This window comes from Clostridium guangxiense (assembly GCF_021043395.1).
In the GTDB taxonomy this organism is placed as follows: domain Bacteria; phylum Bacillota; class Clostridia; order Clostridiales; family Clostridiaceae; genus Clostridium_S; species Clostridium_S guangxiense.
This window is the reverse complement of the sequence record NZ_JAJNKE010000004.1, coordinates 167,103-190,369: the sequence shown is the minus strand read 5'-3', so window position 1 is coordinate 190,369 and position 23,267 is coordinate 167,103. Positions and strand designations below refer to the sequence as shown.

At 29.5% G+C, this 23,267-nt stretch carries 22 protein-coding genes; all 22 read left to right on the top strand.

What is annotated here, in order from left to right; genetic code table 11:
- The first annotated feature begins 2 nt into the window (after positions 1-2).
- On the top strand, positions 3-653 hold the full coding sequence (locus LQK79_RS05150) for an O-methyltransferase (RefSeq protein ID WP_231015770.1): 651 nt from the start codon (positions 3-5) through the stop codon (positions 651-653).
- Positions 646-1,863 carry a peptidase U32 family protein gene (locus LQK79_RS05145; RefSeq protein ID WP_053241214.1) on the top strand — a complete coding sequence of 406 codons (1,218 nt, stop codon included), beginning with the start codon at positions 646-648 and terminating at the stop codon, positions 1,861-1,863. The genes LQK79_RS05150 and LQK79_RS05145 overlap by 8 nt, the downstream gene beginning before the upstream one ends.
- Before the next feature lie 64 nt (positions 1,864-1,927).
- A complete protein-coding gene (locus LQK79_RS05140) occupies positions 1,928-3,541 on the top strand; it encodes a penicillin-binding transpeptidase domain-containing protein (RefSeq protein ID WP_231015769.1) in 1,614 nt (537 codons plus the stop codon).
- 88 nt (positions 3,542-3,629) lie between these two features.
- Positions 3,630-4,343, top strand: a complete 714-nt coding sequence (gene sigK / locus LQK79_RS05135) for an RNA polymerase sporulation sigma factor SigK (protein WP_157055657.1) — start codon at positions 3,630-3,632, stop codon at positions 4,341-4,343.
- 163 nt (positions 4,344-4,506) lie between these two features.
- On the top strand, positions 4,507-5,565 hold the full coding sequence (locus tag LQK79_RS05130; RefSeq protein WP_053241212.1) for a type IV pilus twitching motility protein PilT: 1,059 nt from the start codon (positions 4,507-4,509) through the stop codon (positions 5,563-5,565).
- Positions 5,566-5,748: 183 nt separating this feature from the next.
- On the top strand, positions 5,749-7,026 hold the full coding sequence (locus tag LQK79_RS05125; protein WP_231015768.1) for a glycosyltransferase family 2 protein: 1,278 nt from the start codon (positions 5,749-5,751) through the stop codon (positions 7,024-7,026).
- A 287-nt stretch (positions 7,027-7,313) separates the two neighbouring features.
- On the top strand, positions 7,314-8,573 hold the full coding sequence (ftsA, locus tag LQK79_RS05120; protein WP_053241211.1) for a cell division protein FtsA: 1,260 nt from the start codon (positions 7,314-7,316) through the stop codon (positions 8,571-8,573).
- 16 nt (positions 8,574-8,589) lie between these two features.
- Positions 8,590-9,708: a cell division protein FtsZ gene (ftsZ, locus tag LQK79_RS05115; RefSeq protein ID WP_231015767.1), complete on the top strand. Its 1,119-nt coding sequence runs from the start codon at positions 8,590-8,592 to the stop codon at positions 9,706-9,708.
- 262 nt (positions 9,709-9,970) lie between these two features.
- Complete coding sequence (spoIIGA, locus tag LQK79_RS05110) at positions 9,971-10,771, top strand: sigma-E processing peptidase SpoIIGA (protein ID WP_231015766.1); 801 nt, start codon at positions 9,971-9,973, stop codon at positions 10,769-10,771.
- Between the two features lie 13 nt (positions 10,772-10,784).
- Positions 10,785-11,492, top strand: coding sequence for an RNA polymerase sporulation sigma factor SigE (sigE, locus tag LQK79_RS05105; RefSeq protein WP_231015765.1), 708 nt, complete (start codon positions 10,785-10,787; stop codon positions 11,490-11,492).
- Positions 11,493-11,563: 71 nt separating this feature from the next.
- On the top strand, positions 11,564-12,337 hold the full coding sequence (gene sigG, locus LQK79_RS05100; RefSeq protein WP_231015764.1) for an RNA polymerase sporulation sigma factor SigG: 774 nt from the start codon (positions 11,564-11,566) through the stop codon (positions 12,335-12,337).
- A gap of 140 nt (positions 12,338-12,477) precedes the next feature.
- Positions 12,478-12,729: a YlmC/YmxH family sporulation protein gene (locus LQK79_RS05095; RefSeq protein ID WP_231015763.1), complete on the top strand. Its 252-nt coding sequence runs from the start codon at positions 12,478-12,480 to the stop codon at positions 12,727-12,729.
- 61 nt (positions 12,730-12,790) lie between these two features.
- Complete coding sequence (gene nrdR, locus LQK79_RS05090) at positions 12,791-13,255, top strand: transcriptional regulator NrdR (protein WP_053241210.1); 465 nt, start codon at positions 12,791-12,793, stop codon at positions 13,253-13,255.
- A 153-nt stretch (positions 13,256-13,408) separates the two neighbouring features.
- The gene (gene pgeF / locus LQK79_RS05085; protein WP_231015762.1) at positions 13,409-14,113 is read left to right on the top strand and encodes a peptidoglycan editing factor PgeF; all 705 of its coding nucleotides are present in this window, start codon (positions 13,409-13,411) and stop codon (positions 14,111-14,113) included.
- Between the two features lie 17 nt (positions 14,114-14,130).
- Positions 14,131-14,829, top strand: coding sequence for a response regulator transcription factor (locus LQK79_RS05080; protein WP_053241209.1), 699 nt, complete (start codon positions 14,131-14,133; stop codon positions 14,827-14,829).
- Position 14,830: 1 nt separating this feature from the next.
- The gene (gene pnpS, locus LQK79_RS05075; RefSeq protein WP_231015761.1) at positions 14,831-16,531 is read left to right on the top strand and encodes a two-component system histidine kinase PnpS; all 1,701 of its coding nucleotides are present in this window, start codon (positions 14,831-14,833) and stop codon (positions 16,529-16,531) included.
- Positions 16,532-16,706: 175 nt separating this feature from the next.
- Positions 16,707-18,782, top strand: coding sequence for a methyl-accepting chemotaxis protein (locus LQK79_RS05070; protein ID WP_231015760.1), 2,076 nt, complete (start codon positions 16,707-16,709; stop codon positions 18,780-18,782).
- 114 nt (positions 18,783-18,896) lie between these two features.
- Entirely contained in the window at positions 18,897-19,811 is a 915-nt protein-coding gene (locus tag LQK79_RS05065; protein WP_053240788.1) for a phosphate ABC transporter substrate-binding protein, read from the top strand.
- Between the two features lie 115 nt (positions 19,812-19,926).
- Complete coding sequence (gene pstC, locus LQK79_RS05060; protein ID WP_053240789.1) at positions 19,927-20,820, top strand: phosphate ABC transporter permease subunit PstC; 894 nt, start codon at positions 19,927-19,929, stop codon at positions 20,818-20,820.
- Positions 20,817-21,701: a phosphate ABC transporter permease PstA gene (pstA, locus tag LQK79_RS05055; RefSeq protein ID WP_053240790.1), complete on the top strand. Its 885-nt coding sequence runs from the start codon at positions 20,817-20,819 to the stop codon at positions 21,699-21,701. The genes pstC and pstA overlap by 4 nt, the downstream gene beginning before the upstream one ends.
- An 11-nt stretch (positions 21,702-21,712) precedes the next feature.
- Positions 21,713-22,462: a phosphate ABC transporter ATP-binding protein PstB gene (gene pstB / locus LQK79_RS05050; RefSeq protein ID WP_053240791.1), complete on the top strand. Its 750-nt coding sequence runs from the start codon at positions 21,713-21,715 to the stop codon at positions 22,460-22,462.
- Positions 22,463-22,492: 30 nt separating this feature from the next.
- Positions 22,493-23,149 (top strand): phosphate signaling complex protein PhoU, encoded by a 657-nt coding sequence (gene phoU / locus LQK79_RS05045; protein ID WP_053240792.1) that lies wholly within the window; start codon positions 22,493-22,495, stop codon positions 23,147-23,149.
- Positions 23,150-23,267 lie beyond the last annotated feature (118 nt).

The window sequence follows — 23,267 nt, the reverse complement described above, 5'->3', positions numbered from 1 at the left end:
TAATGAGCAAAATAATGTACGATTACATTGAAAATTATATAAGAGAATTAATTCCTGAAAGACAGGGTTTACTTAAAGAGTTAGAAGAATACGCTGAAAGTAATAACGTGCCAATAGTTCAAAAGGAGACTGCTAAATTTCTTGAATTAATGGTAAAAATAAAAAGGCCGCTTAAAATACTTGAACTTGGAACCGCCATAGGGTATTCTGCAATTTTAATGGCTATTAATTCAGAGGCTCATATAACATCTGTAGATAGAAGTGAAGATATGGTAAATATAGCACTCGAAAATATACATAAATATGGATTGGACAAAAGAATAGATGTTATATTGGGTGATTGTATGGAGTGTTTAAAAAAGCTTAATGATGAATATGACATTATATTTATAGATGCTGGAAAAGGGCATTATGAGGATTTTTTTAATGAATGTCTTAGAATGTTAAAAAAGGATGGAATTGTAATAGCCGACAATGTACTATTTAGAGGTATGGTAGCGAATAGAGAATTATTACAAAGAAGAAAAATCACCATAGTTAAAAGAATGAAAAATTATCTTGATATGGTTTCTAATAATAAAAGTTTAATTACTTCTGTAATTCCAATGGGAGATGGAATTGCAGTTACAACAAGGAGGCAGGATTGTGAATAAACCGGAGATATTAGCACCAGCTGGAAACTTAGAAAAATTAAAGACTGCCATTGAGTATGGAGCAGATGCAGTTTATCTTGGGGGAAGTAAGCTTAATTTAAGAGCATTTGCAGATAACTTTGGTTCGGATGAATTAAAACAAGGAATTGATTTTGCACATTCATTAGGAAAAAAAGTATATGTAACTTTAAATGTTTTTCCTCATAATGAAGATTTAATTGGACTAGAAGATTATTTGAAAGAACTGTATAATTTAAAAGTTGATGCAATTTTAGTTTCAGATCCTGGAATAATAATGACTGCAAAAGAAGTTGTTCCAGAACTTGAATTACATTTAAGCACTCAGGCAAATAATGTAAATTGGAAATCAGCATTATTTTGGCACAAACAAGGAGTTAAAAGAATAGTTCTTGCAAGAGAAATGTCTCTTGAGGAAATAAAAGAAATTAGAAGAAATCTTCCAGAAACTTGTGAAATTGAAGCTTTTGTTCATGGCTCTATGTGTATTTCTTATTCAGGAAGATGTCTTTTATCTAATTATATGACGGGAAGAGATTCAAATAGAGGACAATGCGCTCAACCATGCAGATATAAATACGCTCTTGTTGAGGAAAAAAGGCCTGGACAGTATTTTCCTATAATGGAAGATGATAAAGGGACATATATAATGAATTCAAAGGATCTTTGCATGATTGAACATATTCCCGATTTAGTTGAGTCAGGTATAAATTCTTTAAAAATTGAAGGAAGAATGAAAAGTGCATATTATGTTGCCTCTGTTGTGAAAGCATACAGGGAAGCTTTAGACAAGTATTTTGAAAATCCTTCTGAGTATAAATTTGATCCTAAATGGATGGATTATTTAATGAAACCAAGTCACAGAGGATATTGTACAGGATTTTATTATGGAGAAGACAATAGACAGTATTATGGATCTTCATCATATATAAGAGATTTTGATATAGCTGGAATAGTAAAAGACTATGATAAAGAAACAAATACTGCAACTATAGAGCAGAAGAATAAGGTGTATTCTGGAGATATTGTAGAAGTTTTAAGACCTAAAGGCGAAAATTTCGAAATTATGCTAACAGATATTAGAAATGAAAAAGGTGAAGAAATAGAAAGTACACCTGTTGCACAAATGATTTATACAATAAAATGTGATATGGTTTTAGAAAAGGGTAATATGCTAATTAAGCAGAAATAATAATTTAAGATTGAATAAAATGCCTCATTTTAGTCAAAGATTTAGACTATGGTGAGGTGTTTTTATGTATAAATCAAAAATCAGATGCATGTCTATACTTGTTATACTAGTTATTGCTTTTTCTTTTTTAATATATAGATTGTACATTATTATGAATTACAATGAGGAGTTAGAGGTTAATTATGCAGCGCAAATGTCATCTTTTGAAAAAACTTCTGATTTAAATTATGAAGTTATAGATTGTAATGGAAAAGATCTTTTGCCATTTAATAAGGATTACTATGTTGTAATAAATCCATATATTTTTAGTAGAAATAATAGTGACACCAATATAAGAAAATTAACTGCATTGAATTATATTTTGAAAAATTATAATAAGAATTATGATTTAAGTCAGGTATCCATAGAAAGTTCAACTAATAAGCTATATTGGAAGATAGATGAAACTATTTATAATAATCTTCAAAAGTTCAAGGATGTAAATGGTATATACACTTACTATGTTAATAAAGTAGACAGAAGTGAAGCAGCAGATATATTCAATATTATAACTAATCCTAAGGATAAAAATAATAAAAAATTCAAAGCAAATAATTCGCTTGAAAAAACAATATATGACAGGTTTAAAAATGATGAATATCCTGAAAAAGTATTTAAGAATGACAGCAATGGTAATATTATTTCTTCAAATGAAATAAATAATAAAAATCTTTCAAAAGTTAAGCTTACTATAGATAAAACAATAAATGATAAGGTTCAAAACATATTAGATGACAGTGATCTTAAGCAGGCTTCTGCAATTGTCATGGAAAGTGAAAACGGAGCTATAAGAGCAGCTGCTCAAAAGGATTTATACGATGCTAATATAAATTTTGGACTAAAGGGAATTTATTATCCAGGTTCTATATTTAAAACTATAGTTGAAGAAGCAGCTATTGAAAGTAAAAGCGTAGATCTAAATACACCTATAAAAGATACAGGAAAGTTTAGTCAGGAAAAAGTTTATGATTATTGTACACCAAAGCAGGCATTTGTTGTTTCGTCTAATGATGTTTTCATAAATATAGGTCAAAAGACAGGTTTTTATAATATATATAACACAGCTAAAAACCAGGGATTGTTTGATAAAGTGCTAAATATTGACGGGGAAAGCAATGGTTCTATGGATAGTATGGATTCTAATGATACAGGAAATCTAAGTTTACTATCATATGGGCAAAGTCTTAGAATAACTCCAGTGGAAGCCTTAGCTATTCCTAATACTGTAGTTAATAAAGGTATCTATGTTAAGCCTCATATTGTTGATTCATATATTAATGGAATTACTGGTAATGTAGAAAAAGAGAAAATATATAGCAATAGAGTTATAAGTGAGAATACAGCCAATACGATGCTTGAGCTTTTTAAAGAAGTTCTTACTGATAAACATGGAACTGGACTTCTTGCCTATACTCCTAATCCATGCATTGGAGGCAAAACAGGAACTGCGCAAAGAGGAGAAAATAAAGATAAGACGATTGAAAATGTAGATGCATGGTTTGCTGGATTTTTTAACGCTAATGGTATTAATTATTCTGCAGTTATATTTGCACCAAATATAGATAAGAATATGAGTGCCGCTATCACAACAGCACCTATATTTAAAAAAATAGTTGAGTCTTTAAATAATAAAAATTAAAAACTATTTAAAAAAATATTTGTTTTTTAGGAACATTATACAAGCTATTTAAATAATATATTAATAAGCACTATTAGGAGGAAAACCTTTGTTATCAATATATTATTTATTAAATATAATGGGTGGAATGTCTTTTTTTACGGCGTACATTGGCAATGGAACATCGTTTCCTAAACCTTTAACTGAAAGTGAAGAAAAAGAGTATATTAAAAAATTAGAAGAAGGTAATCCTCAAGCAAAAAGTGTACTTATTGAAAGGAATTTAAGATTAGTTGCTCATATTGTAAAAAAATATTCCTATTACGGAAAAGAAGTTGATGATTTAATATCAATAGGTACTATAGGACTTATAAAGGCAATAGATTCCTATAATAGCTTAAAAGGCACAAGGCTTGCTACTTATGCTGCAAGATGTATCGAAAATGAGATATTGATGCTTATAAGAAATAACAAGAAGATAAAAAATGAAGTGTATCTGCAGGACCCAATAGGAGTTGACAAGGAGGGCAATGAAATATCTCTTATGGATATATTAAGCAGTGATGAGGATTCGGTTATTGAAATTGTTGAAAATAGGATACAAATAAGTAAACTGTATATAGAAATTGAAAATTCACTTAAAGGAAGAGAAAAGATTATAATAAAGATGCGATATGGACTTGGTGATGGAAAGCCTAAAAATCAAAGAGAAATTGCTAAAATTTTGGGTATATCAAGATCGTATGTATCAAGAATAGAGAAAAGAGCACTAAAAAAGTTGTGTAAACAACTTGACAATAATGTTGCAAAATATAACAAATAACTAACATATAAGGTGGATTTTAAAATACAAAGGAATAAATCTTTCTATTTTAATTAAAATTAAAATGTAGTATAATTACAGTTAAAACTAGCATAAAAAAGTACCTCATGTAAAAATGACCATATTATATATTATATAAATGATATACGAGGGAGGAATAGCATTGAAGACACTTAATGAATTATTGAAATTAACCGTAGAAAAAAAAGCTTCCGATTTACATATTACAGTTGGGTTGCCACCAATTTTAAGAATAAATGGTAAATTAAACATTTTAAATAAAGAAGAAATAATTTTGCCTGAGGACAGTAGTAAATATGCTAAAAAGATACTGGATGATGATTACGAAAAATATTTAAAAATAGGGGAATATGATAAATCTTATTCAATTTCTGGAGTTGGACGTTTTAGAGTAAATGTGTATAGACAAAGGGGTAGCGATGCAATAGCAATAAGGGTTGTTGAATTAAAAATTCCATCACTTAAAGAACTTAATCTTCCTATGGTTATAAAAGATTTATTAGAAAATAAAAGGGGACTTATACTTGTAACAGGACCAACAGGTTCTGGTAAAAGTACAACTCTTGCGTCTATGATTAATGAGATAAATGAAACTAGATCTGAACATATTATTACTTTAGAGGATCCAATAGAGTATGTACATAAACACAATAAAAGTATAATAAATCAAAGGGAAATAGGAAAAGATTGTTCTTCTTATAAGGATGCTTTAAAATCTATTTTAAGAGAGGACCCAGATGTTATATTAATTGGAGAAATGAGAGATCTTGAAACTATATCTACAGCTATTACAGCAGCCGAAACAGGGCATTTGGTGCTTTCAACGCTTCATACTATAGGAGCTGCAAAAACAATAGATAGAATTGTAGATGTTTTTCCAGATCATCAACAGCAGCAAATAAAGATTCAACTTTCAGGAGTACTGCAGGGAATTATATCTCAACAACTTCTTTCAAAAAAAGATGGAAAGGGTAGAGTTGCTGCACTTGAAATAATGACTGCTACTCCAGGAATACAGAACCTTATAAGGGAAGGAAAAACTCATCAAATTCAGTCATTAGTACAAACAGGATCTAAATATGGAATGAAAACAATGGACATGTCTATTGAGGATTTATATAAGCAAGGAATTATTTCATATGATGTTGCTATAGCTTCATGCGTTGATAGAGAATTTATGACAAAAATGTTGGTTTTATAGTTTTTTAAAATTATGTATATATTTTATTAAAATGGAAAATCATAATATTGAATTAAAAACAAAAGCTCTGAATTTTCAGAGCTTTTAAAACTCGTATTTCCAATAAAATGTTATAAAATCATCAAAAGTATAGTATTTAACGCATATTTGTGCTAAAATATTTTTGACTAGGGGGGATACATAGTGAACATAGTAAATACCATAATACATGGAATTTCACGTGTATTTATGGATACAGTTTTAATTATCGCTATATATTATTTGTTTATATCCTTTTTTGGACTCTATAGAAAAAAAGATAACAAAAAGTTTAAACCAGAAAAGAGATTTGCAATCATAGTTGCTGCACACAATGAAGAAGCTGTAATTGGTGAAATGGTTGATAGTCTTAATAAATTAGATTATCCTAAGGAATTATATGATATATATGTTATTTCTGACAACTCTAATGACAATACAACAATGAGAGCTAGTGAAAAGGGAGCTATTGTGTACGAAAGAAAAGATAAGGAAAAACGTGGTAAGGGTTATGCATTAGAGTGGATGTTTGGTAAAATATTTAAAATGGATAAGAAGTATGATGCAGTTATAATATTCGATGCGGACAATTTGGCCTCTAGAAATTTTTTGAATGAGATGAATAAAAAGTTATGTGAAGGGTATAAGGTTGTTCAAGGATATCTTGATAGTAAAAATCCAGTTGATTCATGGATTACTGGAAGTTATTCAATAGCTTTTTGGTCAACTGACAGAATGGTTCAATTAGCAAAAACTAATCTAGGACTTTCAGCTCAATTAGGAGGAACAGGTCTTTGTATTGATGTTGAGATTTTAAGGAACCTTGGATGGGGAGCAACTTGTCTAACAGAGGATTTAGAGTTTACGTGTAAACTTATATTGAATGGCTATAAGGTTGGTTGGGCACATGACGCCATTGTATATGATGAGAAACCATTAAAATTAAAGCAGTCTTGGAATCAAAGAAAGAGATGGATGCAGGGATTTGCAGATGTTTATAGTAGATACTTCTTTAAACTTATGAAAAGAGCTATTTTAAAGAGGAGTTTTACAGCTTTTGATTGCGCAATATATACAATTCAACCTATTATTACGGTACTTTTAGGAGTGGCTACAATATTGAATTTTTCACAGTTATTATCACAAGTTTCTGACTTTGTGTATATGATTAGCTCTGTAGGATTATATATAGATTTTAATCTGTTTAAAATTTGTGCCATTATCATTGCTGTAGCTCAGTATTTGTATACACCTTTAATAATACTTATAGATAAAAAATTAAATTTTAAAATACTAATATACTATGTAATATTTTATCCTATTTATTTATTGACATGGGCACCAATTGCTTTAATTGGAATTGTTAATAAAAATGACAAAAAATGGAATCATACAGTACATACAAGAAGTGTAGATATATCTGAACTGGAAAAGGTTAATTAAGAATATTTTATATAATCATGATAAAAATTAGAAGAGATATCTTGTATATCTCTTATTTTTTGTATATACTATAATTATATATGCTGTTTAAGCAGACTTATATTTTTATTAAAATTATTAAAGGAAAATTTGTATTTATGTTGAATATAATTTAATATAGGGAATTTAAATTATTAATTAAATATTAAGTTGAAATAAATTAATATTTAAGGGGATTTTCATACAAAATATGTTAAATCTTAAGCATATTCTCCTACATGTGAGTTCTCATAGAGGGAGGGAAGTAAATGGATAGTTACATTGTAGGTTTAGACATAGGATCATCAAAAATTTGTGCAGCAGCAGGAAAAATTACAAAAAGAGGGACAATTGAAATACTTGGAATAACTTCTTCCGATTGTAAGGGATTGAAGAAATCAATTATTGTTAATATAGATAAAACTGCTGAATCAATAAGAGAGTGTATTGAAAAATTACAAATGATAATTGATATTACGATAGACAATATCTATATATCGCTTCCAGGAAGTATATGTGGATTGGTACATAACAAGGCTGTAATTGCCGTTTCGTCAGATGACAGAGAAATAAAAAATAAGGATGTTGAAAGGCTTTTGGAATCTGCTAAGCTTATATCTGTGCCAGCAAACAATGAAATTATAGGAGTTGAACCTCAGCAGTTTATTGTTGATGGATATGATAACATTAAGGATCCTATTGGAATGAGTGGAATGAGATTAGAGGCTGATGTTCATGTTATTACGGCGCAATCTGCAATTGTAAATAATTTTATAAAGAGTGTAGCTAAAGCTGGATATAATGTGAAAGGGATTTGTTTTGCACCTAAAGTTGTTTCAAATGTTGTATTATCATCAGAAGATAGAGAACTTGGATGTGCCTTAATAGACGTTGGAGCAGAAACAATAGACATAACTATTATAAAAAATGATAATATTTGTTATGAAGATTTTATTCCTTTAGGCGGTAACAATATAACTAATGACATTTCAATTGGACTAAAAATACCGTTTAACGAGGCGGAAAAATTAAAGTTCAAGTTTGCAGATATAAGGAATGGTAATTCCGGATATGCTGAAAAGGTCAGTGTAAAATTATCCAATAATGAAGTTACTAGTGTTGATTGTAAATTTTTAAAACTAATAATAAAGTCAAGAGTAGAAGAATTATATGAGTTTATAAAAAAGAAAATAGTTGATAGTGGATACTACAATGAAATATCAAATGTGGTAATAGTTGGTGGTGGTATAGCGTTAATAAGAGGAGCAGATGAGCTTGGTAATAATATTTTAGGCAAAAGTGTAGAAATAGGTTCACCTAATTATGTAGGAGCGTCTAATCCAATGTATGCAGGTGCGGTAGGCATTACATATGATATATGCAATAGTGTGAATATTGAAAATGATGATTTTTCAAGTTTTAGCAATGAAGATGAAATAAAAAGTATATGGAATAAAAGCAGTAAAAAAAGCCAGGAAAATATAAATGTTTTTTCAAGGGTTAAGGATTTTTTTACAGATCTTTTCTAATGAGGGAGGTATTATTGTGCTTGATTTTGATGTTGATGTTCAGCAATTTGCTCAGATAAAGGTAATAGGTTGCGGCGGTGGTGGAAATAATGCCGTAAACAGAATGATTGTAGAAGGACTTAAAAATGTAGAATTTATTGCAATAAATACGGACAAGCAGGCTTTAGCTCTTTCTAAAGCTTCACAAAAAATACAAATAGGTGATAAACTTACTAAAGGTTTAGGTGCAGGGGCGAATCCGGAAATTGGTAAAAAGGCAGCAGAAGAAAGTAAAGATGAAATTGCCCAAGCTATAAAGGGCGCGGATATGGTATTTATAACAGCTGGTATGGGAGGCGGTACAGGAACAGGTGCAGCTCCAGTTGTTGCGGAAGTTGCAAAATCTATGGGGATTTTAACTGTAGGTGTAGTTACAAAGCCTTTCCCATTTGAAGGCAGAAAAAGAATGCTTCATGCTGAAGCAGGAATCAAAAACTTAAAAGAGGGAGTGGATACACTTGTAACTATTCCTAATGAAAGATTGCTTGCTATTGTAGATAAAAAAACTACACTTGTTGAAGCATTTAAACTTGCAGATGATGTTTTAAGACAAGGTGTTCAAGGTATTTCTGATTTGATCACTATTCCAGGACTTGTAAATTTAGATTTTGCAGATGTAAGAACTGTTATGATTGATAAAGGTCTTGCGCATATGGGTGTTGGAAGAGGGGCAGGAGATACAAGAGCAGCTGATGCAGCGAAACAAGCAATATCAAGTCCTCTTTTGGAAACTTCAATTGTTGGGGCTACTGGTGTTCTTCTAAATGTTACTGGTGGGGCAGATCTTGGTCTTCTTGAAATAAACGAAGCAGCCCAGGTAGTGCAAGAAGCAGCAGATCCAGATGCTAATATAATATTTGGTGCTGTAATAGATGAAAATTTAAAAGACGAAATAAGAATAACAGTAATAGCAACAGGATTTGAAAATGATAAAGAGGAACAAAAAGATGAAGATGAAAATATAGTTTCATCAGCTAACAAGCCAGAAGATGAAGCTGCTAGTGCTTTAGACAATACGGGTTCATTTACTGTAAAAAAGGATGATCTTGATATACCTGCTTTTTTAAGAAGACAACATAATAAAAATAGATTTTAAAAAGTGCTTTTATAGGCACTTTTTTTTATAATTATTTAACTAAAATGCCATTCTTATTTTCTACTCTCACTAATCATATAATACCCAATATTTTTAGTTCATTTTTATATTCAGGGCAGATTATCCATAAAAAAGATATTATATAGCATTATAAAAAACTTATTATCAAAAATTAAGAATTAAAAAAATTATTCAATTAATATAAAATGACAAAATTTTGAAGATGTTAGTAATATAATTATCATAAAAGAGGTGAGTAGCATTGGTAATATACCTTGATGTACTGATAATTGAAAATGCCATTGTAAATACATTTTTGCTTTACATAACATCTCAAACACTAATGAAAAAAGTTAAATTTAGATATTTATTTATAGCAGGAACAATAGGCGGCCTATATATTTGTACATTGATTTTTCCTAAAATTAGATTTTTATCTGGTTTTGCATTTAAAATAATTGCTGCTGAGATTATGATTTATATTACGTTTAGAAGTAAAAACATATTGTTTAATATAAAAGCTTTAGCTATACTTATAATTTACTCAATGACTTTAGCAGGTATATGTATGTTTCTAGATTTTTCACAGTCACAATTTACATTTTTTGATTTTAATTTTAAAAATATATCTTATAGATATCTGATAATTGGGATAATGATTTTGTATATGCTCATATTTAGAATAATTACTTTTGTAAAGGATAGGAAGGATATATACAATTTAATATATTCTGTTGAGATTGGCGTAGATAATACCAAAAAATTTGTAAAAGCATTTTTAGATACTGGAAATGAATTAAGAGAACCAGTAACTAATCTTCCAGTAATGATTATTGAAAGAAATTCATTAGATAATATTGTAGTAGATGATAGGTACAAATATTACATAAAATATAAAGTTGTAAATGGTAAGATTGGAAACTTGGAGGCTTTTAAGCCATCCTATGTAAAAATATATGTGGGAAACAAAATAAAAAATAAGGATATGATAATAGCTTTAAGTGATAATAAATTAAGTGAATATAATGACTATACAGCACTTTTGCCTAGAGGATGTATATGAATGGAGGGGTTTTATGAGGCGATTATTAGTATTGATAAATAGGTTATTAAGCAAAATTAAATTATTTTCGGGAAAACTTTATTATATAGGTGGAAATGATGCTCTTCCTCCTCCATTGTCAAAAGATGAAGAAGATGATTTAGTAAATAGACTAATTGAAGGTGATGAAAGTGTAAGGTCAATTTTAATAGAGAGAAATTTAAGGCTTGTTGTGTATATTGCTAGGAAGTTTGAAAACACCGGTGTTGGAGTTGAAGATTTAATATCAGTAGGAACTATAGGATTAATTAAAGCCGTAAACACTTTTGATCCAAGGAAAAAAATCAAATTAGCTACATATGCATCAAGATGTATAGAAAATGAAATACTTATGTATCTTAGAAGAAACAGCAAGGTGAAATCTGAAATATCTTTTTATGAACCATTAAATGTAGATTGGGATGGAAATGAATTATTGTTATCGGATATATTAGGTACAGATAACGATTGTGTGTATAATTTCATTGAAGATGAAGTGGATAAGCAACTTCTTGTAGTAGCTCTTCAAAAATTAAATAGCAGAGAGAAGGAGATAGTTGAATTAAGATATGGTCTTACGGGTTATGGTGAAAAAACTCAGAAGGAGGTTGCAGACATGTTAGGCATTTCTCAGTCATATATTTCAAGGCTTGAGAAAAGAATAATTAAACGTTTAAAGCGAGAGATAAATAAAATGCTATAGGCTGTCTATCGTATAAAATCAGTTTTTAAGGGGAATAATTTTAATGCTATTATTCCGAAGGGGCTGATAAAGTGATTATAAATAAGGTGGAAATATGTGGAGTTAATACATCAAAACTTCCTGTTTTAAAGGAGAAGGAAATGCGGGAACTTTTGATAAGTATGAGAAATGGCAATGAGAGTTCAAGAGAAAAGTTCATCAAGGGAAATTTGAGATTAGTGTTAAGTGTAATACAAAGATTTAATAATAGGGGTGAAAATGCTGATGATTTATTTCAAGTTGGCTGTATAGGGCTTATAAAGTCAATAGACAATTTTGATTTGAGTCAAAATGTAAAGTTTTCGACATATGCAGTTCCTATGATCATAGGTGAAATAAGAAGGTATTTAAGAGATAATAATTCAATAAGGGTAAGCAGATCACTTAGGGATATTGCATATAGAGCTCTTCAAGTAAGAGATAAATTTGTAGCAAAAAATAATAAAGAACCAACTGTATCTCAAATTGCAAAGGAGCTCAAGGTGCCAAGGGAAGAAGTAATATTTGCACTAGATGCTATACAAGAACCAATGTCACTATATGAACCAATATATCACGATGATGGAGATGCAATATATGTTATGGATCAGATAAGTGACAATAAAAGTCATGATCAAACTTGGGTTCAGGACATATCTATTAAGGAAGCTATGAAAAAATTGAGCAGTAGAGAAAAAATGATACTCAATATGCGTTTTTTCGATGGAAGAACTCAAATGGAGGTTGCGGATGAAATAGGGATTTCTCAGGCTCAGGTCTCCAGACTTGAAAAAACTGCGCTAAAGCATATGAGGAAATATGTTTAATTTAATCATAATAAAAAGTAATAGTTGATAATTCAAAACTATTACTTTTTATTATTTCCGTTAGAAGGTGCATGCTCATAAGTCTAATTTACGTTTGAGATTCATATAATGTATAAATTAATTTTTTTGGAGGGAGCTATATGCATTCTTTGAATGGTTTAAAATCAATGGAGCTTATAGATATAAATACTGGAACAAAGCTTGGCTTTATAAAGGATTTAAAAGTTGATACTGAAAATTATAAAGTTCTATCTTTAACAATTCCAAATTCTAAAAGTTCACATTGGTTTTCCAAAAGTGATGATATAGAAATAGGATGGGATAAAATAAAAGTTATAGGGGTAGATGTAATACTCTTAGATGGAGATAACTTATTTGAAAATAGGGATTGAATAATGTGTTACATAAAGTGTATAATTATGTTAAAGTTTTATAACAAAGGACGTGAAAGTATTGAAATGTCCATTTTGCGGATATGATGAAAGTAAAGTAGTAGACTCAAGATCAACAGAAGATAATATGGCAATAAGAAGAAGAAGAGAATGTCTTGGATGTTCTAAAAGATATACTACATATGAAAAAGTTGAAGATATACCAATATTAGTTGTAAAAAAGGATTCCAGTAGAGAATTTTTTGATAAATCTAAAATAGTTAATGGACTCATAAAATCTTGTGAGAAAAGACCAGTTTCGAGAAAGCAAATTGAAGATATAGCGTCTGAGATCGAAAAGACTATAAGTAATCAAATGCTGACGGAAATAAAATCAAATACCATTGGAGAAATGGCTATGGATAAACTTAAGGATATTGACGAAATATCTTATGTTAGATTTGCTTCCGTGTATAGACAATTTAAGGACATAAACACTTTTATGAAGGAATTGTCAAATTTAATAAACAAGAAGTGTGAGGAATAATTTTATTTGATTTGTCTCTTAAAAATTTAAAATTGATAGGGTTAAACCTATCAATTTTTTTATATTAAGATATTGTTAATTATGTTAAAATATTGTTTGTATTAACACAAAAAAATAAAGTATGCTAATATATTATTGGGAGGATAATTATCTATGAAAATAAAAAGCATAGGAGATTATGATTTTATAGAAATAAAAGATGGTAACGCTCATTTATATTTCTCAACTGCTAAAAATAATTTAGACTTTAATTTAAAATCTGATATTGGATTAAATAACATTAATAATATTAAAAAATGGTTCGGTGTAGATGAAGTTGGATATCTAAATCAGATTCATAGTGATGATATTTATATATATGATGAAAAAACTTACAATGGCGATGCCTTAATTTCAGATAAAAAAAATATAGCAATAGGAGTTTTTACTGCTGATTGTGTTCCTATCCTAATTTATGATAAAAAAAATCAAGTCTTTGCGGCTGTTCACAGTGGCTGGAAGGGTACATTAGCTTGCATAGTAGAAAAAACAGTTATCAAGATGAAAGAGGAATTTGGATGTAAAGTTGAAGATATAAATGCAGTTATAGGTCCACATAATATGGAGTGCTGTTATGAATTTGGATATGATACTGCAGAAAAATTTAAAGAGGTATCAATATATAAGAGGGAAAAAATATACTTAAATGGAAGGCTAAATTTGCAAAAATGCATAGAGAAGCAGCTTGAGAATAGTGGAGTAAAAAGTTTTAAAAGCTTAAATCAGTGTACTAATTGCAGCACCAAATATGAATTTTATTCTTATAGAAGAGATGGAAATAAGGCCGGAAGAATGTTTTCCTTTATTTTTCTAAAATAGAACTGGAGGTATAAAATATGGCTGGAGAAAAAATTTTAGTAGTAGATGACGAACCTCATATTGTGCAACTTATTACTTTCAATCTCGAAAAGAACGGGTATAAAGTAATAAGTGCAAATAATGGAGTTGATGGATTAAAAATGGCAAAACAAGAATTACCACAATTAGTACTTCTTGATCTCATGCTTCCTGAATTAGACGGGTATGATGTGTGCAGAGAAATAAGACGTGATAATAATATATCAAATATGCCTGTTATTATGCTTACGGCAAAAAGTGAGGAACTTGATAAGATTTTAGGGCTTGAACTTGGTGCTGATGATTACATTACAAAGCCTTTTTCAGTAAGAGAACTTATAGCAAGAGTTAAAGCTGTTTTAAGAAGAACTAAAGTTGAGTATAACGATAAAATCTATAAATTTAGTGATATATCAATTGATTTTCAAAAGCATGAAGTTATTAAAAATAATGAAAAGATAGAGCTCACATTAAAAGAATTTGAATTGCTTGAAGTTTTAGTAAAAAATAAAGGAAGAGTTATGACAAGAGATTTTCTTCTTGATAAAATTTGGGGTTACGAGTATGTTGGAGAAACACGTACAGTTGATGTACATATAAGACATTTAAGACAAAAAATTGAACAGGATGATAAAAATCCAAAGTATATAGAAACTATAAGAGGAATAGGTTATAGATTTAATTTTGAAGGTGAGTAAGATGAGGAAAAAGTTATTTTTATATAATATAATTATCCTTGTTTTTACTCTTTTTATTGTAACATTTTTATTTATGAAGATTGTAAACAAGGAGTATGAAGAAAATTTAAAACAGAATTTGAAGAGAAACAGCATTCTAGTTTCAAATTTGCTGAATTTTAATCATGAAGATAAGACAATTGATATATTAAAAGAAGAGTTCAAAAACTGTGATTTTAGAATTACATATATAAATAAAAATGGAGTAGTGTTATATGATAATGATGTAGATCCTAAAAAACTTGATAATCATAATAAAAGAACTGAGGTAATTGAAGCGAGGAAAAATGGAGAGGGCTATAGTATAAGGTACAGTGATTCCTTAAAAAAGAATATAATATATTATGCATATAGAAGAAACGACGGTACTATAATTAGAAGTGCTATGCAAATTTCATATGTTAATAGTTTTAAACGTATTTACTTGAAATATTACATGGGAGTTGTCGCAGTAAGCGGTCTTGTAGCTATGCTTTTATCATTTAAACTTTCGAATCGAATTACAAGTCCTATAAAAGATTTGGAATTTATAACTTCTGCAATAGCAAAAGGGGAGCTTGAAGGAAGGGTTAAAGTGTCATCTAATGATGAAATAAGTGATCTGGGCAGGACTTTCAATAATATGGCAGATAAACTTCAGAGTACAATCATGGATTCTATGGAAAAACAGAATAAGCTTGAGGCTATACTTGAAAGTATGGATAGTGGAGTTATAGCTGTGGATAGAAAAAATAATGTAATAATGATAAATCCTTATGCTGAAAAGATATTTGGAATTGAAAAAAATATAATAGGTTTAAAGCTTATTGATAACATAAGAAATTATGATCTTGAAAATATATTTAGAGAGAAGTCAAAAAAATACAAAGAACTTAAAATTGTGTGGCCAACGGAAAGAATTCTTAGAGTTAAGACTGCTGATATAATAAATGGATATGAATGTATAGGAATCGTTGCTGTATTTCAGGATATTACGGATATGAAAAAACTTGAAAATATGAGAACTCAATTTGTTGCAAATGTTTCTCATGAACTTAAAACTCCACTTACTTCAATAAAAGGATTTGCTGAAACCATAAGGTATGTTGATGATGATAAAGAGAGAAATGAATTTTTAGATATAATAGATAATGAAGTAGATAGATTAACAAGGCTTATAGGAGATATACTTGTACTTTCAGATATAGAAATCAATACAGATATACAAAAGGAAAAAATAGACGTAAAAGTTTGCATTACAGAAGTATACAATTTGCTTAAGGATACTGCTGGTAAAAAAAATATTGAGATTAAAATTGAGTGTGCAGAAGGCCCAATGATAACAGGCGATATTGATAAATTTAAACAAATTATTATTAATCTTACCGATAATGCTATAAAATATAGTGAAAGTGGCGATAAGGTTTTTATTGGAAGTAAGTATGAAAATAATAAATGCATTATATGGGTGGAAGATACCGGTGTCGGTATACCAGAAAAGGATATACCTAGGCTTTTTGAAACTTTCTATAGAGTGGATAAGGCACGTTCTAGAGCTAAGGGGGGAACAGGGCTTGGTCTTGCTATAGTAAAGCATATAGTTATGAATTTTAAGGGGACAATAGAAATTGAAAGTGCACTTAATCGTGGAAGTAAATTTACAGTTACTTTACCGATATCATAGAAATACAAATTTAATCATTGGAACTATTTTGAAAATGAAGAAGGTTTAACACCTTCTTCATTTTTTAACTTAAAAATAACAATTTCTTATACAGATTTAACATTAATTTAATAACATTATAATTAGACAATTAAAAATATAAATTTTTAATTCTATGAAGAAAAGGAGACTGTATATGAAAGCTTCAACTCTAAAAGATGTTTTTAAGCAATCAAAAATTAAAAGAAATTCAATTGCATTTAGAATAATGTTTGCTGTTTCAATTTTGATTATAGTTTTAATGCTTGCAACAAATATTATAATTTACTATTTAACTTATTACAAAATTTATGATATGAGCACTAGTAATATGGGAGCTGTAACTTCTGAAATGAGAAATAATTTTGAAAGCATGATGAAGGTTCAAATAAGTGATGTCGAAAAAATGTCAAAAGATCTAGAACTTCAGAAAATTGCAGTAGAAGAAAGTAAAAGTTCAAGACAAGAAGTTTTAAGCAAGGAAAGTGATGAAATAGATTTAATCAAAAATAAATTTAACTTAAATGTTATGAATAAAGAAAATACGGAAAATGTATTTTTTACAGGCAATGACGGCATAACAACTATATGTACTAATAGTGATTATGAGGGGTATGATAATTCACATTATGAATATGTAAAAGAAGCCCTTAAGGGAAATTCAGCAGTAAGTTCAGTATATATTTCAGTTATAACCAGTAAACCAGTTATAACCTTTGTAAGCCCAGTAAAAAATGGAGATGGAAATACAATAGGAATTATTGGCAAAACAATGTTCATAGATTATTTCTCTAAAAGATTTGATAATTTTAAATACATGAAACAAGGATATGTTTATATTATTGATTCAAAAAATAACATAGTATATCACCCAGAAAAGTATTACATAAATAAAAAAAATGAAATAAGTGAGATAAAAAAAATAATTTTATCTAAGCAATTTTTTTTAAAACAAAATTCTTATTTTGCTCAATATAACTTTAACAATGAAACCTATATAGCAAATATAAAAAGTATACCGGAACTTAAATTGGGAATAATACTTACTGATAATAAGGATGAAATAAAGAATATTCCCCAAAAACTTGAAATTATAATTTTAATTATTACTTTTATAGGAATTTTACTTGTAATACCAATAATTAATTTTATTATAGCTAGACTCTTTAGACCTATGAATGCACTTATACAAAATACTAATAAAATTGCTGATGGAAATTTTAATGTAACAAATGACATAGTAAAATTTGATGAAATTGGAAGGCTTACAGGTTCCTTTAATAAAATGACCTCTAATATAAAGCAGCTTGTTGGAAATATAAAATATGTTTCTGATCAAATAGTAGATATTAATAGTGATGTAAAGAGCTCACAGCAATTAGTAGTAAGTGAGATGCAAACAATAGATAAGGATATTAAGAATGTTTCAGAAAACACAAACAGTATATCAGAAAATTTGGATAAAGGGTTTGAAGCATTTAATAATATAAAACTTAAAATTGAAGGTATAAAACTTTTATCAGATGGAATGATTAATACTACTCAAAATATATATGAAGTTAATAGTGATGGAATTAAAAAGGTTAAAGAACTTACAGAGATGAGCGCCATTTCAAAAAAGAGTATGGGAGACGTCCAAAGTTCTTTTGAAGAATTAATAAAAAGCATAGATGATATAAAATACATTATTAATGTTGTAAATCAAATTTCAGAAAAAACTCATATTCTTGGTATAAATGCGTCTATTGAATCAGCTAGATTAGGGAACTCTGGAAATAGCTTTAATATAATTGCTAGCGAAATAAGAGAATTATCAAGTGGAATAGACGTTCAAATGGAAAGTGTAGAAATAATAATAAACAAAATTAAAAATAAGGTTAAAAAAGTAGGAGAACAAATAAAATCTGTTAATGATTTATGTGACAAAGAAATAAATATAACTCAAAATACTGCTGATAACTATAAAAGTATATTTAGTCTTAATGGCAAAGTTACAAACAGCATAAAGTCTGTAAATGCAAATCTTGAGATGGTAAACAATGAAAATCAAATTATTGGAGATAAATTTGATAAAATAAATCATTCATATGGGCAATTTATGCTTCTCGTAGATGAAATTAAAAGTGTAATAAATAATCAATATTCTTTAATTAGCAAAGTTGACAGCTCACTTAGTAGTATGAATGATGTTATAGTTAAGCTAAATGTGGGAATGAATAAATTTAAATTTTAAGCAATGTTAAATTTAATTAACATTGGTATAATACTCGATTAACATTGACAAGGTATCATATTACTTGTAGTTAGGAGATAAAAATTTATCTAAGATTTGAAGGGAGATTTAAATATGAAAAATAAGAAGATAAAAGTAGTAGTTGCTGCTCTTGCAATTACAGTTATGGCAGGTATATTTGCAGGATGTGGAAGCACAACATCTGAAAAGAAAAATGTTACTTCAAATAATAAAACTAAAACAGAAGAAAAAGTTTCTGGTTCAATAACCGCATCTGGTTCAACAGCACTTCAGCCACTTGCTGAACAGTCTACAGAAGGATTTAAAGAGAAATACTCTGATGCCAATGTAAGTGTTCAAGGTGGAGGAAGTGGAACTGGTTTAAATCAAGTTTTGCAAGGTTCAGTTGAAATAGGAAATTCAGATATATTTGCAGAAGATAAATTAAGTGCAGATGATGCTAAAAAATTAACTGATCACAAAGTATGTGTTATAGGTTTTTCTGTTGTTACAAGCAAAGATGTAGCTGTAAAAAATTTAACAAAAGCTCAAATACAAGATATATTTCAAGGAAACATAACAAACTGGAGTAAACTTGGAGGACCTAATCTTCCAATAAATATAATTAATAGACCAAAATCTTCTGGAACAAGAGCAACTTTCTTTAAAACGGTAATGGAAGGCAAAAATGAAAAGGAAGGCTTAGGAACTACACAGGATGCAAGCGGATCAGTTAGAACTGCTATGCAGAGTACTAAGGGAGCAATAAGTTATCTTGCATTATCATATTTAACAGAAGATGTGAAAAAAGATATTAATATGGTTCAAATTGATGGAGTAGATGCTACTAATGATAACATAGTTTCAGGAAAATATAAATTTGCATCATATGAGCATATGTATACAAAAGGCGAAGCGAAAGGCGTAGCTAAAGCATTTATAGATTATGTAATGGGTAGTGATAATAAAGAATTAGTTAAAAAACTTGGATATATACCTACATCTGAAATGAAAGTTGAACTCAAATAGTTTAAAAGCAGGCTGGCTTAGAGTTTACAAGCCAGCCTGCTAAAATCTATGTAGGTTGCATTGCATAGATTTTATTTTGTTTACATAAATAAATTAATTGATTGAGGTAAAAAATATGGAAAGAAAAAGTTTTTTGAAAAAACTTAAAAATGAGTATATTGGAAGAGGATTTGTTACTTTCTGTGGTTTTTTGATAGTAATACTAACCCTCTCAATTATATTTTTTGTAGCGTCTAAAGGTATACAAACTTTTACTAAAGATCATTACTCATTATTTAAATTTTTATTTTCTAGTGTATGGCAGCCAGACAGTGCACCAGGAAAGTTTGGTGCATTGATTTTTATGAAAGGCTCTGCATTTGTGTCAATTGGAGCAGTAATTTTAAGTACTCCTATGGCTGTAGCATTAGCTGTGTTTATGAATATGATATCTCCAAGGCTTGGGCAAAAATTACTTCAACCATCGCTTGAGTTATTTGTTGGAATTCCATCGGTTGTATATGGTTTTATTGGAGTAATTGTCCTTGTGCCATTTATAAGAAATAAATTTGGGGGAGTAGGGTTTAGCCTTTTGGCAGGAATACTTGTATTAAGTATAATGATACTTCCCACTATTGCAAGCTTATCTTCTGATGCTATTAAAAATGTTTCAAAGGACTATATAGAAGCTTCTTATGGACTTGGTGCGACAAGATGGCAAACAATATATAAAGTGATAATTCCAGCAAGTAAAAATGGTATACTTACAGGAATAGTTCTTGGACTTGCAAGAGCTTTTGGTGAAGCACTAGCAGTTCAAATGGTTATTGGAAATACAATTAAAGCTCCAAAGGGATTAACAGATTCAACTACAACTCTTACAAGCATTATAACTATGGATATGGCAAATACAGCTAATGGAACTGCATGGAATGACGCGTTGTGGTCACTTGCATTTTTACTTTTAATAATTTCATTTGCATTTATAATTTTAATAAGATTTATTGGAAGGAAAGGTGAAGCACGATGAAATCTAAAGTTGTCGATAAAATAGCTACAGCTGTGCTGTATATTATGTCATTATCTATTGTAGTGATTTTAGTGCTATTTATAGGGTACATTTTGTATAGAGGAAGAGAATCACTTAATTTGAATTTTTTATTTGGAAATCCTAAAGTTGCTTCAGCCGGTGGGGGAATAGGACCACAGCTTTTTAATTCATTTTATATGCTTGTGATTTCACTTCTTATAACAATACCACTTGGAGTTGGCGCTGGAATATACTTATCTGAATATGCAAAAGAAGGTGTTTTTCTTAATTTTATAAGGCTTTGTATCGAGACAATGGCTTCACTTCCTTCTATAGTAGTAGGATTATTTGGTCTTTTGGTATTTGTTACAATGACAAAATGGGGATTTACTATTTTATCAGGAGCACTTTCAATTACAATACTTAATTTACCTTCTATGACAAGAGTCAGTGAAAATGCTATTAGAGCTTCTTCAATAAAAGTCAAGGAGGCTAGTCTTGGACTCGGGGCAACTAAATGGCAAGCTATAAAAACTGTGATTTTGCCTTCATCAATACCTCAGATACTTACAGGAGTGATCTTGGCAGCTGGAAGAATATTTGGAGAGGCTGCAGCACTTTTATATACATCAGGTATGAGTGCCCCAATACTTAAATACAGTAATGTTAGTTTAGTCGGCAAAGAATCACCATTTAGCTTGTTTAGACCTGCAGAAACTCTTGCAGTTCACATATGGAAACTTAATTCAGAAGGAATGGTTCCGGACGCAGCTAAAATAGCCAGTGGAGCGTCAGCAGTTCTTGTAATAATGGTTTTATTATTTAATTTTTTGGCTCGTATAATCGGAAGGAAGATATATGAATCATACAGTGGAAAATAGGAGGAGATTTAATGGGCGTAATAGAAACTAAAAATTTAAATTTATATTATGGAAGTGTTCAGGCTTTAAAGCAAATAAGCTTAGGTTTTGAAAAAAATACAGTTACCGCACTCATAGGACCTTCCGGATGTGGAAAATCAACATTTTTAAGAACTATTAATAGAATGAACGATCTTATAGACAGCGTAAAAATTGATGGAGAGGTATTATTTGAGGGTAAAAATATATATAAGGATTATGATGAAATAGAACTTAGAAAGAGAGTTGGAATGGTATTCCAAAGGCCTAACCCGTTTCCAATGTCTATATATGACAATATAGCTTATGGACCTAGAATACATGGTGTTAAGAATAAAAGTAAACTTGATGAAGTTGTAGAAAAGAGTCTTATTGGAGCAGCGCTTTGGGATGAGGTTAAAGATAGACTTAAGAAAAACGCCCTTGGACTTTCGGGAGGTCAGCAGCAGAGACTTTGTGTGGCAAGAACTCTTGCTGTTGAACCAGAAGTGCTGTTAATGGATGAACCTACATCAGCGCTTGATCCTATTTCAACACTTAAAATTGAAGAACTTATGGATGAGCTTAAGAAAAAGTACACGGTTATAATTGTAACACATAATATGCAGCAGGCTGGAAGAATATCAGATAATACAGCATTTTTCTTAAGTGGAGAGGTAGTTGAAAGTGGTAAAACAGAAAACATTTTTTATAAGCCTCAAGATAAGAGAACAGAAGATTATATAACTGGTAGATTTGGTTAAAATAATATATAAAAGTGTAGGTGAATGTATATGACAAGAAAGGTATTTGATTTACATCTTGAGGAACTGCATACAGATCTTTTAAGAATGGGAAGTTTTGTTGAAAAACAAATATATGAATGTATTGAAGCTCTTGTTAACCAAGATATAAAAACTGCAGAAGAGATTATAAAAAATGATGATATAGTTGACGGCATGCAAAAAAGCATAGAAGATAAGGCTATAAGGCTTACAGCAATGCAGCAGCCTATTGCAGCAGATCTTAGAAATATATTTACTACTGTTAAAATAATTACGGACCTTGAAAGAATTGCTGACCATGCTGTTGATATAGCAAAGGCAATAAAAAGGCTTAAAGATGAAAAGTATGTAAAACCTCTAATAGATATACCTAAGATGGGCAATATAGTAAAAAATATGATAAAGGGTGCTCTTGATGCATATGTTGATGAAAATCTTGATAAGGCATATGAGGTATGCAAAATGGATGATGAGCTGGATGCCATATATAAGCATGTTTTTAGTGATCTTTTACTTATGATGGGAAGTGACTCTAAAACAATAAATCAAGCCACTCAATTTTTATTTATATGTAAGTATTTTGAGAGAGTTGGTGATAGAACAACTAATATTTGTGAATCTACCATATATCTCATAACTGGTGAACAAGTCGATTTAAATGATTAGAAATTTTTGGGAAAGGATCTATAATATCCTTTCCTCTTTCATTATATAGTGATTAAATGGTATACTAATTATATCAGCTTGAATTTTTACCTAATGTAATTACTTTCTTGACTTAACA